The sequence below is a fragment of the Caulobacter vibrioides genome (assembly GCF_002858865.1).
GTDB lineage: Bacteria > Pseudomonadota > Alphaproteobacteria > Caulobacterales > Caulobacteraceae > Caulobacter > Caulobacter vibrioides.
The window spans coordinates 184,760-197,765 of sequence record NZ_PJRR01000012.1 but is presented as its reverse complement, the minus strand read 5'-3'; the positions used below and the strand labels follow the sequence as shown (position 1 = coordinate 197,765).

Annotated in this window: 15 protein-coding genes; 12 read left to right on the top strand and 3 right to left on the bottom strand. The window is 67.4% G+C overall.

The annotated features are described in order from the left end of the window. Window positions 1–20 precede the first annotated feature (20 nt). From CVUC_RS07510 to CVUC_RS07495, 4 genes are all read left to right on the top strand, one after another. A complete protein-coding gene (locus tag CVUC_RS07510; protein WP_096032186.1) occupies window positions 21–614 on the top strand; it encodes a glutathione S-transferase N-terminal domain-containing protein in 594 nt (197 codons plus the stop codon). A gap of 167 nt (window positions 615–781) precedes the next feature. After that, window positions 782–898, top strand: a complete 117-nt coding sequence (locus CVUC_RS07505; protein WP_024265502.1) for a hypothetical protein — start codon at window positions 782–784, stop codon at window positions 896–898. A gap of 75 nt (window positions 899–973) precedes the next feature. Continuing rightward, the gene (locus tag CVUC_RS07500) at window positions 974–1,507 is read left to right on the top strand and encodes a DUF2975 domain-containing protein (RefSeq protein ID WP_012639889.1); all 534 of its coding nucleotides are present in this window, start codon (window positions 974–976) and stop codon (window positions 1,505–1,507) included. A 16-nt stretch (window positions 1,508–1,523) separates the two neighbouring features. Further along, complete coding sequence (locus CVUC_RS07495) at window positions 1,524–1,751, top strand: helix-turn-helix domain-containing protein (protein ID WP_012639890.1); 228 nt, start codon at window positions 1,524–1,526, stop codon at window positions 1,749–1,751. On the opposite strand, the gene CVUC_RS07490 is transcribed toward CVUC_RS07495, so the two are convergent. Both CVUC_RS07490 and rph read right to left on the bottom strand, forming a co-directional pair. Further along, entirely contained in the window at window positions 1,748–2,725 is a 978-nt protein-coding gene (locus CVUC_RS07490; protein WP_096032187.1) for a S1C family serine protease, read from the bottom strand. The two genes, CVUC_RS07495 and CVUC_RS07490, sit on opposite strands and share 4 nt — an antisense overlap. 166 nt (window positions 2,726–2,891) lie before the next feature. Beyond that, window positions 2,892–3,608, bottom strand: a complete 717-nt coding sequence (gene rph, locus CVUC_RS07485) for a ribonuclease PH (protein WP_010918041.1) — start codon at window positions 3,606–3,608, stop codon at window positions 2,892–2,894. Window positions 3,609–3,747: 139 nt separating this feature from the next. Here rph and hrcA point away from each other — a divergent pair, with 139 nt between their 5' ends. Together hrcA and grpE are read left to right on the top strand one after the other, a co-directional pair. Next, window positions 3,748–4,824: a heat-inducible transcriptional repressor HrcA gene (gene hrcA / locus CVUC_RS07480; RefSeq protein WP_012639892.1), complete on the top strand. Its 1,077-nt coding sequence runs from the start codon at window positions 3,748–3,750 to the stop codon at window positions 4,822–4,824. A gap of 12 nt (window positions 4,825–4,836) precedes the next feature. Further along, a complete protein-coding gene (gene grpE / locus CVUC_RS07475; RefSeq protein WP_012639893.1) occupies window positions 4,837–5,463 on the top strand; it encodes a nucleotide exchange factor GrpE in 627 nt (208 codons plus the stop codon). Here grpE and CVUC_RS07470 read toward each other — a convergent pair. Continuing rightward, a complete protein-coding gene (locus CVUC_RS07470) occupies window positions 5,403–5,663 on the bottom strand; it encodes a DUF2061 domain-containing protein (RefSeq protein ID WP_010918044.1) in 261 nt (86 codons plus the stop codon). The genes grpE and CVUC_RS07470 overlap by 61 nt on opposite strands. A gap of 177 nt (window positions 5,664–5,840) precedes the next feature. Here CVUC_RS07470 and dnaN point away from each other — a divergent pair, with 177 nt between their 5' ends. From dnaN to CVUC_RS07440, 6 genes are all read left to right on the top strand, one after another. Further along, window positions 5,841–6,959: a DNA polymerase III subunit beta gene (gene dnaN, locus CVUC_RS07465; protein ID WP_010918045.1), complete on the top strand. Its 1,119-nt coding sequence runs from the start codon at window positions 5,841–5,843 to the stop codon at window positions 6,957–6,959. Window positions 6,960–7,091: 132 nt separating this feature from the next. Then, window positions 7,092–7,379, top strand: coding sequence for an ArsR/SmtB family transcription factor (locus CVUC_RS07460; RefSeq protein WP_024265503.1), 288 nt, complete (start codon window positions 7,092–7,094; stop codon window positions 7,377–7,379). Window positions 7,380–7,449: 70 nt separating this feature from the next. Continuing rightward, complete coding sequence (locus CVUC_RS07455) at window positions 7,450–7,821, top strand: VOC family protein (RefSeq protein ID WP_164468034.1); 372 nt, start codon at window positions 7,450–7,452, stop codon at window positions 7,819–7,821. Window positions 7,822–8,048: 227 nt separating this feature from the next. After that, window positions 8,049–9,212, top strand: a complete 1,164-nt coding sequence (gene recF, locus CVUC_RS07450) for a DNA replication/repair protein RecF (protein ID WP_096032190.1) — start codon at window positions 8,049–8,051, stop codon at window positions 9,210–9,212. Further along, a complete protein-coding gene (gene gyrB, locus CVUC_RS07445; RefSeq protein ID WP_024265504.1) occupies window positions 9,209–11,674 on the top strand; it encodes a DNA topoisomerase (ATP-hydrolyzing) subunit B in 2,466 nt (821 codons plus the stop codon). The genes recF and gyrB overlap by 4 nt, the downstream gene beginning before the upstream one ends. A 140-nt stretch (window positions 11,675–11,814) precedes the next feature. Next, complete coding sequence (locus CVUC_RS07440; RefSeq protein ID WP_096032191.1) at window positions 11,815–12,954, top strand: methyl-accepting chemotaxis protein; 1,140 nt, start codon at window positions 11,815–11,817, stop codon at window positions 12,952–12,954. Window positions 12,955–13,006: the final 52 nt, after the last annotated feature.

Sequence of the window (13,006 nt, the reverse complement as noted above, 5' to 3'; positions counted from 1 at the left end):
CGTCTCCAGGAAATCCATCGATGCGGCTTCTTTACTCGCCCTTGTCGCCGTTTGCCCGCAAGGTTCGTGTTCTGACCATGGAAAAAGGGCTGTCCGAGCACCTGACGTTCGAGACGATCGCGCCGTTCCAGGACGAAAGCCTCCGGGTGCTGAACCCGCTGAACAAGGTGCCGACCCTGGTGCTGGAAGGCGGCGAGACGGTGTTTGATTCCGCCGTGATCGTCGACTTCCTGGACGGACTGTCCGAGCCGACCCTGATTCCGAGCGCTCAGCCGGCGCGGCGGCGGGCCCTGACCCTCGAAGCGGCGGCCGACGGTTTGGGCGATGCGGCCCTGCTGATCGTCCGCGAGCGCATGCGGCCCGAGGCGCAGCACCGCCAGGACCTGTTCGATCGCCAGCTGCGCGCGGTCCACGCCGCGCTCGACCTTTTCGAAGCGGCGGACCTGCCCAGCGATCGGTTCGAAATCGCCGAGATCGCGATCGCCGTGCAGCTGGCCTATCTGGATGTGCGGCAGGTGGTCGCCTGGCGTCCCGGTCGCCCGGCCCTGTCGGCCTGGTACGATGCGGTCTCCAAGCGCGCCTCGATGATCGCGACCGACCCCTCCACGGCCTGAGTGTGCGCCGATAGCGCGGGCGACACGCCGCCGCCGATCATTGCCAAAGTTTAATATCGTTTCTCGATAAACGACATTGGCGGAACCGCAAACCCGGCCTATCTGTTCAGTGTGGCGAAGGGGCGAATGTTTCGGCCCTGGCCATGTCTCTCAAACTGGAAAAAGCGATGTCCGCCGCCCGTCTGTTCCATATCGCCGACAAGGTTGTCATGACCGCCATCACCGCCGCGCTGATCGTGGCCGTGCCGGTGTCGGCCGTGGCGTTCCTGGCGCAGACGCTTTAGGGGCGCGTTCGCCGTTTTGACGTCTCCCCGCGACGCGGGGCATGTTGCTTAGCGTCGCTGTGGGGGGAAACAGCCATGCGCGCCTTGGGGCCTGGCTCGGTTTCGAGTTTTCTGAAGATCATCCTCGACGTGATCTATGTCGGGCTGTGGATCTTCGTCAGTCTGCTGTCGCTGTTCACGCTGATCGCGCTGCTGTTCAGCTTCAATCCCGAACTGCTGGCCGCGATGTTGCCGATCAGCGATGCGGTCGAGGCGGTCAGCCGCAATGGCCCGCTGTTCGCCGGGGCCCTGGCGGCCTGGGCCCTGCTGCTCGGCGGCTGGATGGTCATTGTCGAGCGCTTGCGCAAGATCTTCGCCACCCTGACGGCCGGCGATCCCTTCCACCCCGACAATGTCGTGCGCCTGCGCCTGATCGGGCTGGTGCTGGCGGGCCTGGAGGTCGGCCGTTACGTTTTTTCGGGTCTCGCCCGCTGGCTGGCCCCGAAAGCCAAGGTCATCGACGACAGCTTCACCCTGACCGCCTGGTTCTCGGTGCTGGTGGTGTTCGTCCTGGCCGAAGTCTTCCGCGAGGGCGCGCGCCTGCGGCGCGAAGCCGAACTCACGATCTGATCCGGAGCGATCCTGAATGCCCGTCCGCGTGAACCTCGACCGCGTGCTTCTGGAGCGCCGCATGTCGCTGACCGAACTGTCGGATCGTGTCGGCGTGACGATCGCCAACCTGTCGATCCTGAAGACGGGCAAGGCGCGCGCGGTTCGGTTCTCGACCCTCGACGCGCTCTGTCGCGAACTGGAGTGCCAGCCGGGCGACCTGCTGAGCTTCGAATACGGCCCGGCGGACGCGAACGACGACTAGTTCAACCGCCGCTTCTTCAGCAGGTTGGCGCGGTCCATCGAGCGGACCTCCATCTCGAAGGCGTCGCCCTCGCGCAGGATCTTGAGCGGCACGGTGACGCCGGCCTCTCCCAGACCCCAGAGCGCGTCGTAGAACGCCGACAGATCCGAAACCGGCTTGCCGTCGATCGCCAGGATGAGATCGCCGGGGCGCAGCTCGGCGCGCGCGGCGGGGCCCTTGGGCGAGACGCCGACGATGACGACGTGGTTCTCCATCTCCTGGGCGAAGACGCCCAGCCAGGGACGCGGCGGATGCGGGCTGCGGCCGCGCGCCAGGTCATCCAGGATCGGCGGCAGCAGTTCGGCCGGCACGAACATGTTGAGCGGGCGGGCCTCCCCGTTCTGGTCGCGGCCTTCCAGGGTCAGGGATCCGAGACCGACGAGGTCGCCCTTGGGCCCGATCAGGGCCGCGCCGCTCCAGTGCGGGTGGGCCGGCGCGGTGATGATCGCGTCGTCGAGCTTGTATTCCCAGTAGCCGGCGAACGGGATGCGGGTCAGCACCTGGCCCGCCACCGCGTGGGCCCGGCCGCCGGCGCCGGCGGCGATGATCGGCGAACTGGGCTCCAGGTCGCGGGCGCTGCCGATGGTGATCGCCGGCAGGTCCAGCGGCTCCAGCGCCTGAACCAGGCCAAGGCCCGATCGCGCGTCCAGGCCCAGGACATGGGCGGTCACGCGCCGACCGTCGTTGCGGGTCAGCACGACCTCTTCGGCCTCAGTGATCAGATAGGCCATGGTCACGACGAGGCCGCTGGGGCTGATCACCGCGCCGTTGCCGACCCGCTCGGTCCCGAGGATCGCGGCGGTGTAGGCGTCGGCGGGAACCTTGGCCTCCAGGGCGACCATCGAGGCCAGCGCCTGGTCCAGGTCGAAGCGATAGGCCTCGGCCGAGGGACGCAGGCGGGCTTCGACTTCATAGCCTTCGAACGGGGTGGGCACGCGAGACTCCTGGAGCGTTCGCCGGTGAGGTGGAATCACCTGGTCGACCAGCGAGAGCGATCTACAAAGAACCTGGAGCCTTCGGCGCCTCAGCTGAGGCGTCTCAGGCTCTGGACTTCAAGACCGGAATCTGGGGCCGCCGCCCCCGTTCGGCAAGCCTTTAGGGTTAACCACCGATCGCCGCGCGCTGCAGGGCGAACAGTTCGTTGATCCCCTTCTCGGCCAGCCCGTAGAGACTTTCGAACTCGGCGCGGGTGAAGCCGCGCTTTTCGCCCGTGGCCTGGATCTCGACGATGTCGCCCACGCCCGTCAGGACGAAGTTGCTGTCGGCCTCGGCGTTGCTGTCTTCCTCGTAGTCGAGGTCCAGCACCGGCACGCCGTTGAACACGCCGCACGAGACGGCGGCCACCTGGCCAAGAATCGGATCGGTCTTCAGCACGCCCTCGTCCAGCAGGTACTTCGTGGCCAGGCGCAGGGCGACCCAGGCGCCGGTGATGGCGGCGGTGCGGGTGCCGCCGTCGGCCTGGACGACATCGCAGTCGAGCGTGATCTGGCGCTCGCCCAGCGCTTTCAGGTCGACGACGGCGCGCAGGGAGCGGCCGATCAGGCGCTGGATTTCTTGGGTGCGGCCGGTCTGCTTGCCGGCGGCGGCTTCGCGGCGACCGCGCGTATGCGTCGCGCGCGGGAGCATGCCGTACTCGGCCGTGACCCAGCCGGCGCCCTTGTTGCGCATCCAGCCCGGCACGTTCTCCTCGACCGTGGCGGTGACCAGCACCTTGGTGTGGCCAAATCCGATCAGGCAGGAGCCCTCCGCATAGCGGTTGACGCCGGTTTCCAGCGTGACGGCGCGCAGCTGGTCGGGGGCGCGTTCGGACGGACGCATGGGAAACTCCTGATCGACGGGGAGATTTGAATGTGTGTGGGTGGCCGCTTATCCTATTGGAAGCCGAACTTGAAAGGGGCCGACCGCTTTTGTTCGCCGACCGGGTCTTCGAAGTCACGCTTGATCGGAGCGCAGGGACATGACGCAGCTCTTCCCAGGGCCGATCGTCCGTACGCCTGGGCTGGCCGAGCTGGACGCCCGCGCTCGCGACATCTTCCGGCGCGTCGTGGAGTCGTATCTCGAGACCGGTGAGCCCGTCGGTTCACGCACCATTTCCAAGGGCGGCGTCGCCCTGTCGCCGGCCTCGATCCGCAATACGATGCAGGACCTGGCCCAGCTGGGCCTGCTGGACGCCCCGCATACCAGCGCCGGTCGTATGCCGACCCATGCGGGCCTGCGGATGTTCGTCGACGGCTTTCTGGAGGTCGGTGACGTCGCCGAGCAGGAAAAGCGCGCGATCGAGGCGCGCCTCGCCGTGAAGGGCCGCTCGTTCGAGGAGGCGCTGGCCGAGGCCTCGTCGATCCTGTCGGGCCTGGCCGGCGGAGCCGGGATCGTCGTCACGCCCGTTCGCGAAGGCGGGGTCAAGCACGTGGAGTTCGTCCCCCTGGGCGGCGGCCAGGTGCTGGCGGTGATGGTGTTCGAGGATGGTCAGGTCGAGAACCGCCTGATGCGCCAGGCGCCGGGCGTCACGCCCTCGGCGCTGCAGGAGGCGTCCAACTTCCTCAACGCCCGCCTGCGCGGCCGCACCCTGACCGAGGCGCGGACCGAGATGGGCGGCGAGCTGGACGCCGCGCGACGGCAGCTGAACGAGACGGCCGCCCGCCTCGTCGAGGACGGGCTGGCGGCCTGGAGCGGCGGCGAGGGCGATGCGCGCTCGCTGATCGTGCGCGGCCAGGCCAACCTGCTGGCCGACGCCCGGGCCCGCGAGGACATCGACCGGGTGCGGCAGCTGTTCGACGATCTGGAGCAGAAGGGCCAGCTGATCGGCCTGCTGGACGACGTGCGCGACGCCGAGGGTGTTCGCATCTATATCGGGGCCGAAACACGTCTGTTTTCGCTTTCGGGTTCCTCGGTGATCGCGGCGCCCTATATGACGGGGCGTCAGAAGGTGCTGGGCGCGATCGGCGTGATCGGGCCCGCCCGCTTGAACTACGCTCGGGTCATTCCGTTGGTGGACTATACCGCCCGGGTGCTCGGGCGGATGATGGATGGATAAGGACTTTACCCAATGACCGACGAGCAAACGCCGGCGGAAGAGATGCCGTTCGAAGCCGATGACGCCGCGCAGGAGATCGAGGCGCTGAAGCTGGAAGTGGCGCAACTGAAGGAGCAGGCGCTCCGCTACGCCGCCGAGGCCGAGAACACCAAGCGCCGCGCCGAGCGCGAGATGAACGATGCGCGCGCCTATGCGATCCAGAAGTTCGCCCGCGACCTCCTGGGCGCCGCCGACAATCTGGGCCGCGCCACCGCGCACAGCCCCAAGGACTCGACCGACCCGGCGGTGAAGAACTTCATCATCGGCGTCGAGATGACCGAGAAGGAGCTGCAGAGCGCCTTCGAACGCAACGGCCTGAAGAAGATCGATCCGGCCAAGGGCGACAAGTTCGACCCGCACCTGCACCAGGCCGTCACCGAGCAGCCCTCGACCGAGGTCGCCGCCGGCGGCGTGCTGATGGTGATGCAGGCCGGCTATGAGCTGATGGGCCGCTTGGTTCGTCCCGCCATGGTCGCCGTGGCGGCCAAGGGCTCGACGGGGCCGGCCTCGCCGGATGCGCCCGCAGCCTCGGCCAACCCCTACGCCGGCGCGGCCGCTGAGGGCGACAGCACGGGCGGCGCGTTCGACGCCAAGGCCTGATCGCCGGATCGGTCGCGCGCTCGCTGATCGGCGCGCGACCACAGCCGCTCATGGATATTGAAGGCCACGGTCTGGACCATCGGTTCGACCAGACCGACCGCCAGCGCCACCCGCCAGTCGCGGGTCAGGGCGTAGGCCACCGCCACGGCGACCGTCAGGTGCATGGACGCATAGGTCAGGGTCTTGAGGGCAAGGCGCATCTTCATGCTCTTACTTGAGAATCATTCTCAGTAAATGGCGCCCGAATCCCGCGCTGCAAGGGTTTCGGCCTCTTCCCCGCGCGCGTGTTTTCGCTAATGTCGGCGGTCCCTTCTCCACGGGTTCGCGCGGGGCTGATTCTCCCCGGCGGCGGCTGAACCCGACATCTGGACCGGACTATGAAGCTTACGATCGAACGGGCGGCGCTCCTGAAGGCGCTGGGGCATGTGCAGAGCGTCGTCGAGCGCCGCAACACCATCCCGATCCTGTCGAACATCCTGCTGTCGGCTGAAGGTGACCGGCTGTCGTTCTCGGCCACGGACCTGGACATGGAGATCATCGACGAGGGCTTCGCCCAGATCGACGTGCCCGGCCAGATCACTGCGCCTGCCCACACCCTCTATGAGATCGTCCGCAAGCTGCCCGACGGCGCCGATGTGTCGTTGAGCTTCAGCGGCGATGACCCGCGCCTGGTCATCCAGGCCGGTCGCTCGCGCTTCAACCTGCCGGTGCTGCCCGCCGGCGACTTTCCGGTGATGAGCTCCGATGGCCTGTCCAGCCGCATCGCGGTCGACACCAACGAGCTGATCCGCCTGATCGACAAGACCCGTTTCGCGATCTCGACCGAAGAGACCCGCTACTATCTGAACGGTCTCTATGTGCACACGGTCAACGAGGGCGGTGAGACCAAGCTGCGCGCCGTCGCCACCGACGGTCACCGCCTGGCCCTGGCCGAGATGCCCGCGCCCGAGGGCGCGGTCGGCATCCCGGGCGTGATCGTGCCGCGCAAGACCATCGCCGAAGCCCGTCGCCTGATGGAATCGGCCGGCGAGACGGTCGACCTGCAGGTCTCCCCGCAGAAGGTCCGCTTCGAGTTCGGCGCGGCCGCTCTGACCTCCAAGGTCATCGACGGCGCCTTCCCCGACTACATGCGGGTGATCCCGCGCGATAACGCCAAGATCCTGACCCTCGACAACGATCTCTTCGCCAAGGCCGTGGACCGGGTGGCCACCATCTCGGCCGAGAAGAGCCGCTCGGTGAAGCTGGCCGTCGAGCCGGGCCGCATCACCCTGACCGTCCGCAACATGGAAGCCGGCCAGGCCGTCGAAGAGGTCGAGGTCGACTATGACGGCGAGCCCTTCGAGATCGGCTTCAACGCCCGCTATCTGCTGGACGTCTGCGGCCAGATCGCCGGTCCCCAGGCGGAGTTCCGCTTCGCCGACCCGGCCAGCCCGACCCTGGTGGTCGATCCGGTCGATCCGGGCGTGAAGTACGTGCTGATGCCGCTGCGGGTCTGATCCGCAGCCGGGTCATCGGGCCATTGAGAAACGGGCGCCCTCGGGCGTCCGTTTTTGCGTTCAAGGTTCGCCCGCCTGCTCTCCAAGGCTCAAGCTGTTGCGCCGGCGCTGGCCTTAACCATACTAAGCCATATGGCTGAGCAATCCGAAACCTTGGACGCAGTGTTCCAGGCCCTGGCCGATCCGACCCGGCGGGCCATCCTGAGCCGATTGGGTCAGGGTCCCGCCAGTGTGGGCGAGCTGGCCGCGCCGCATGACATGGCGCTGACCTCCTTCATGAAGCACCTGAAGATCCTGGAGCGGTCCGGCTGGATCGTCAGCGCGAAGACGGGCCGCGTCCGGACCTGCGCGATCGTCACCGATCGCTTCGCTGACGTCGGGGCCTGGGTCTATGGCCACCGCAGCCTCTGGGAGGGTTGACGCCCAGGGCAAGTTGCAAGCGCCGGGAGTCACGATAAGGTCCGTTTCATATCAAAACGGGAGGCTGCCCATGGCCAAGCTGAACTATGTGACGGTCGGATCCAACGACCTGCCGAAGGCCAAGGCCTTCTATGACGCGCTCCTGGCCTCGGCCGGGTTCAGACCGCTTTTCGATCATCCGTCGGGCGGTCGTCTCTATCGCGGCGAGGGCTGCATGTTCGGGGTGCTGGGCCCGCATGACGGCAATCCCGCCTGCGTCGGCAACGGCATGATGGCCGGCTTCGCCTTCGCCACCCCTGCCGAGGTGGACGCCTTCCACGCCAAGGCCTTGGAACTGGGCGCAGTGTGCGATGGTCCTCCCGGCGAGCGGATGCCCAAGGCCTATTTCGCCTATTTCCGCGACCTCGATGGCAACAAGCTGTGCGGCTACAAGCTGGGCTGACCTCTCGGAGACCAGCGGATTCTTAATTCGCATCCATGAAAGGGCCCCGCAGCGATTTTGCCATGGTCTCGCCACAGAGTGGCGGCGAGCTTGGCCGCGGCGGGGCCCATATGTCGCGCAAGTCTCAGGAGGGCCATTCCGAGGCGGGGCCCGCTCCAGCGTCCTCATTGGAGCGGGCGTCTCGGCCCGCCTAGCCCCGGGGGCCGACACCCCTTAAGAACGCCCGCATGGCGTCGGCCGCACTGCTTTCCCTGACCCTGGCGGACTTTCGGTCCTACGAGCGCGCGCGCCTGGAGACCGGCGGTCGCAGCGTCTACCTGTTCGGCGCGAACGGGGCGGGGAAAACCAATCTCCTCGAAGCCATCAGCCTGCTCAGCCCCGGCAAGGGCTTGCGCGGGGTCAGTCTCGCCGAGGTCGGTCGGCGGCTGCCGGGCGAAGCGGCGGGGCGGGCCTGGGCCGTGGCCGCCGAAGTTCAGTCCGGCGAGGATGCGCCGGTCAGGATCGGTACGGGCGTGGAGCAGGGCGGGGCGGCGCGTCGCACCGTGCGGCTCGAGGGCGAGACCGTGCCGCCGGGCCGCCTCGCCGACCATGTGCGGCCGATCTGGCTGACCCCTGCTCAGGATCGACTTTTTCTCGAAGCCGCGTCCGAACGGCGCCGCTTTTTCGACCGGCTGGTCTTTGCGGGCGAACCGGCCCACGCCGCCAACGCCAACGGCTATGACAAGGCGCAACGCGAGCGTATGCGCCTGCTTGTCGACGCCGCCGAAACGGGCGCGCCCGCTGATGCGGCCTGGCTGACCGCTCTGGAGGCTCGCCTGGCCGAGTTCGGCGCGCTTCTGGCCCAGGCGCGGGCGCGCACGCTGCTGGCCCTGCAGGCCGAGATTGACGGACGGGGGGATCGCCCGTTCCCCCTCGCGCGCCTTGGCCTGACCGGAGAGTGGGAGCGCATGGCGCTGGAGGGCGCGCCGTTCGCCGAGATCGAGCTGAAACTGGCCCAGGCCCTGGCGTCCGCGCGGGCCCGCGACGGCGCCGCCGGCAGGGCGTTGACGGGCCCGCATCGCGGCGATCTGGCGATCTTCCATGTCGAGAAGGACCGTCCGGCGGCGGAATGCTCGACCGGCGAGCAAAAAGCCCTGATTTTGAACCTGGTTTTGGCCCAGGCGGCGCGACTTTCGCGTGCGGAATCCGCGCCGAATCCTGTAATATTGCTCGACGAAGTCGCCGCGCATCTCGACCTTACCCGGCGAGCCGCTCTGGCTGACGAACTCACGGCGCTCAAGCTCCAGGCCTTCCTGACCGGCACGGACGAGTCGCTGTTCGACCATCTCAAGGGTCGGGCGCTAGGCGTTCGCGTGGGCGACGCCGGCCTGACTACTCTGGAAGACGAATGACCGAGAACACCGAAGACCAAGTTCCCGACCTGTCGACCCCGGAAATGACGACCGAGGAAGCCGCCGCCCAGTACGGCGCGGACTCGATCAAGGTGCTGAAGGGCCTCGACGCCGTCCGTAAGCGTCCCGGCATGTATATCGGCGACACCGACGACGGTTCTGGCCTGCACCACATGGTCTATGAGGTGGTCGACAACGCCATCGACGAGGCCCTGGCCGGCCACGCCACCAAGGTCCAGGTGATCCTCAACGCCGACGGCTCGGTGACGGTCACCGATGACGGTCGCGGTATCCCTGTCGACATGCACGAGGGCGAGGGCGTCTCGGCGGCCGAGGTCATCATGACCCAGCTGCACGCCGGCGGTAAGTTCGACCAGAACAGCTACAAGGTCTCGGGCGGTCTGCACGGCGTGGGCGTCTCGGTCGTGAACGCCCTGTCGGATTGGCTGGAGCTGCTGATCCACCGCAACGGCAAGGTCCACCAGATGCGCTTCGAGCGCGGCGACGCGGTCACCTCGCTGAAGGTCACCGGCGACTCGCCCGTGCGGACCGAGGGCCCCAAGGCCGGCGAGACCCTGACCGGTACGGAAGTTACGTTCTTTCCGTCGAAGGACACCTTCGCCTTCATCGAATTCGACCGGAAGACGCTGGAGCACCGCCTGCGCGAGCTGGCCTTCCTGAACTCGGGCGTGACGATCTGGTTCAAGGACCATCGCGACGTCGAGCCGTGGGAAGAGAAGCTGTTCTACGAGGGCGGCATCGAGGCCTTCGTGCGCCACCTCGACAAGGCCAAGACGCCGCTGCTGAAGGCCCCGATCGCCGTCAAGGGCGTCAAGGACAAGGTCGAGATCGACCTGGCCCTGTGGTGGAACGACAGCTACCACGAGCAGATGCTGTGCTTCACCAACAACATCCCGCAGCGGGATGGCGGCACGCACCTGTCGGCCTTTCGCGCGGCCCTGACCCGGATCATCACCAGCTACGCCGAGAGCTCCGGCATCCTGAAGAAGGAAAAGGTCAGCCTGGGCGGCGAAGACAGCCGCGAGGGCCTGACCTGCGTGCTGTCGGTCAAGGTCCCGGATCCGAAGTTCAGCTCGCAGACCAAGGACAAGCTGGTCTCGTCCGAAGTGCGCCCCGCCGTTGAGGGCCTGGTGTCGGAAGGTCTCTCGACCTGGTTCGAGGAACATCCGAACGAGGCCAAGGCGATCGTGACCAAGATCGCCGAGGCCGCCGCCGCCCGCGAGGCCGCCCGCAAGGCGCGAGAGCTGACCCGCCGCAAGAGCGCGCTCGACATCACCAGCCTGCCCGGCAAGCTCGCCGACTGCTCGGAACGCGATCCGGCCAAGTCCGAGATCTTCATCGTCGAGGGCGACTCGGCGGGCGGCTCGGCCAAGCAGGCCCGCAACCGCGACAACCAGGCCGTTCTGCCCCTGCGCGGCAAGATCCTGAACGTCGAGCGGGCCCGCTTCGACAAGATGCTGTCGTCCGACCAGATCGGCACGCTGATCACCGCCCTGGGCGCGGGGATCGGCCGCGACGACTTCAACCCGGACAAGGTGCGCTACCACAAGATCGTGCTGATGACCGACGCCGACGTCGACGGCGCCCACATCCGCACCCTGCTTCTGACCTTCTTCTACCGGCAGATGCCGGAGCTGATCGAGCGCGGCTACATCTACATCGCCCAGCCGCCGCTCTACAAAGCCAGCAAGGGCAAGTCTTCGCGCTACCTGAAGGACGACGCCGAGATGGACGCCTTCCTCGTCGATGAGGGCGTCGACGGGGCTGAGCTAGATCTGGCGTCGGGTGAGCGGATGACGGGCCAGGACCTGCTGGCCTTGGTGCAGACCTGCCGCTCGGCCAAGGCCAATATTGACCGCCTGGCCGCCCGCGCGCCGGCGACCGCGATCGAGCAGGCGGCCCTCTCTGGCCTTCTGGGCGAGTCGCCGAACGCCGCCGCGGCCGCCACCCGCCTGGATCTCTACGCCGAGGAAGGCGATGGACCTTGGTCGGGCGAGCGCGGCGACACCGGCTTTGTGTTCAGCCGCGTGCGTCGCGGTGTTTCGGAGCGGGTTGTTCTGGACGATGTGCTGCTGCACGCCGCCGACGCCCGTCGCCTGGCCGAGCGCGCCGTCAAGCTGACCGAAATCTTCTCGGGTCGCGCCATCTTCCGCCGCAAGGACAAGTCGACGACCGTGCGCGGGCCGCTCGACTTGGTCAACGCGGTGCTGGACGCCGGCCGCAAGGGCCTGACCATCCAGCGCTACAAGGGTCTGGGCGAGATGAATCCCGACCAGCTGTGGGAGACCACCCTGGACGCCGAAGCGCGCACCTTGCTGCAGGTCCGCGTCAACCACGCCGACGACGCCGACGACATGTTCAGCCGCCTTATGGGCGACCTTGTCGAGCCGCGCCGAGAGTTCATCCAGGAGAACGCCCTCGACGCCGAGGTCGACGTCTAAAGCTCATCCTTGCAGCTAAGTGTTGTTGCAAGTGTTTGTTCCATAAGCGCCGGGCGCCCAATCCAGGGGCGGCCCGGCGTTTTCTTTTCCAGAAACGCCCGTCTCGCCTTGGCCGCGGGCCCCAGTCGCTTCGCGTCGCCGTGACGGGGGCGTCATCTTGCTGCTCTCGGATCGATTCGGCCGAAAGTTTGCTTTGGGGCGCGTTGAGTATGGAACAGGACGCCAGTCTTCGTCCGGAACGGATCCTGGATCTTTCGGAGCGGCTGTCCAGCGTGGCGGGGGCCAAGATCGGCGAAATCGCCAGGGTGAACCGGGCGGCCAAGATGCTGGCGATCAACGCCCTCATCGTCGCCGCGCGGGCCGGCGAGGCGGGCAAGGGCTTCGCCATCGTCGCCGAGGAGTTCAAGAAGATCTCCACCGAGATCGACGCCGTGGCGGCCGCCCTGGAAAGCCAGGTCCGCTCCGACCTCGACGAACTCTCGGCGATCGGCGGCGCGATCCTGGGCCATATGCGCGGACAACGCCTGGCCGACCTTGCCCTGAACGCGATCGAGATTGTCGACCGCAATCTCTATGAACGGACCTGTGATGTCCGTTGGTGGGCGACGGACTCGGCGGTGGTGGCCTGTCTCGCGCAGGGCGATGATCCGACGGCGCGGCGTTACGCCAGCGAGCGCCTTGGGGTGATCCTCGACGCCTACACCGTCTATCTCGACCTCTGGATCTGTGACGCCCAAGGGCGCGTGATCGCCAACGGCCGCCCCGGACGATATCCCAATGTCGTCGGGCGCTCGATCGCCGACGCACGATGGTTTCAGGAGGGTCTGCGAACGGCGACGGGCGATGAGTTCGTCGCGTGCGATATCGAGCGCTGCGCCGCGCTGGGCGACGCGCCGGTGGCCACCTACGCAACGGCCATCCGGGCGGGCGGCGAGGCCGCCGGCAAACCCTTGGGCGTGCTGGGGGTGCACTTCGACTGGCGTCCCCAGGCCCAGGCGGTGGTTGATGGCGTACGCTTGACGTCCGAGGAGCGCGAACGTTCGCGCGTCATGCTCCTGGACCAGCGGGGGCGCGTGCTTGCGGCGTCGGATGGTCAAGGCGTGCTGACGGAGACCTTTGTGCTGGATACCTCAGCGGGGCCGATGGGCAGCTACGCCGATGGCGACGTCACGGTCGGCTACGCTCGCACGCCAGGCTATGAAACGTATCAGGGACTCGGCTGGTATGGGTGCCTAGTCCAGGCGAAGGCGCTCGCGGGGCGGACTGTCGCGGCCGCCTGAGCGGGAATGTTGAACGCTCGCGCAGAGAAAGAGTACGCATTTGTTATCGTCC

Coding starts and splice junctions, on each gene's coding strand:
- CVUC_RS07500 (WP_012639889.1), top strand. CDS start 974: ATGCGCGCCTTGGGGCCTGGCTCGGTTTCGAGTTTTCTGAAGATCATC.
- rph (WP_010918041.1), bottom strand. CDS start 3,608: ATGCGTCCGTCCGAACGCGCCCCCGACCAGCTGCGCGCCGTCACGCTG.
- dnaN (WP_010918045.1), top strand. CDS start 5,841: ATGAAGCTTACGATCGAACGGGCGGCGCTCCTGAAGGCGCTGGGGCAT.
- hrcA (WP_012639892.1), top strand. CDS start 3,748: ATGACGCAGCTCTTCCCAGGGCCGATCGTCCGTACGCCTGGGCTGGCC.
- CVUC_RS07495 (WP_012639890.1), top strand. CDS start 1,524: ATGCCCGTCCGCGTGAACCTCGACCGCGTGCTTCTGGAGCGCCGCATG.
- gyrB (WP_024265504.1), top strand. CDS start 9,209: ATGACCGAGAACACCGAAGACCAAGTTCCCGACCTGTCGACCCCGGAA.
- CVUC_RS07460 (WP_024265503.1), top strand. CDS start 7,092: ATGGCTGAGCAATCCGAAACCTTGGACGCAGTGTTCCAGGCCCTGGCC.
- CVUC_RS07505 (WP_024265502.1), top strand. CDS start 782: ATGTCCGCCGCCCGTCTGTTCCATATCGCCGACAAGGTTGTCATGACC.
- CVUC_RS07470 (WP_010918044.1), bottom strand. CDS start 5,663: ATGCGCCTTGCCCTCAAGACCCTGACCTATGCGTCCATGCACCTGACG.
- CVUC_RS07510 (WP_096032186.1), top strand. CDS start 21: ATGCGGCTTCTTTACTCGCCCTTGTCGCCGTTTGCCCGCAAGGTTCGT.
- recF (WP_096032190.1), top strand. CDS start 8,049: ATGGCGTCGGCCGCACTGCTTTCCCTGACCCTGGCGGACTTTCGGTCC.
- grpE (WP_012639893.1), top strand. CDS start 4,837: ATGACCGACGAGCAAACGCCGGCGGAAGAGATGCCGTTCGAAGCCGAT.
- CVUC_RS07455 (WP_164468034.1), top strand. CDS start 7,450: ATGGCCAAGCTGAACTATGTGACGGTCGGATCCAACGACCTGCCGAAG.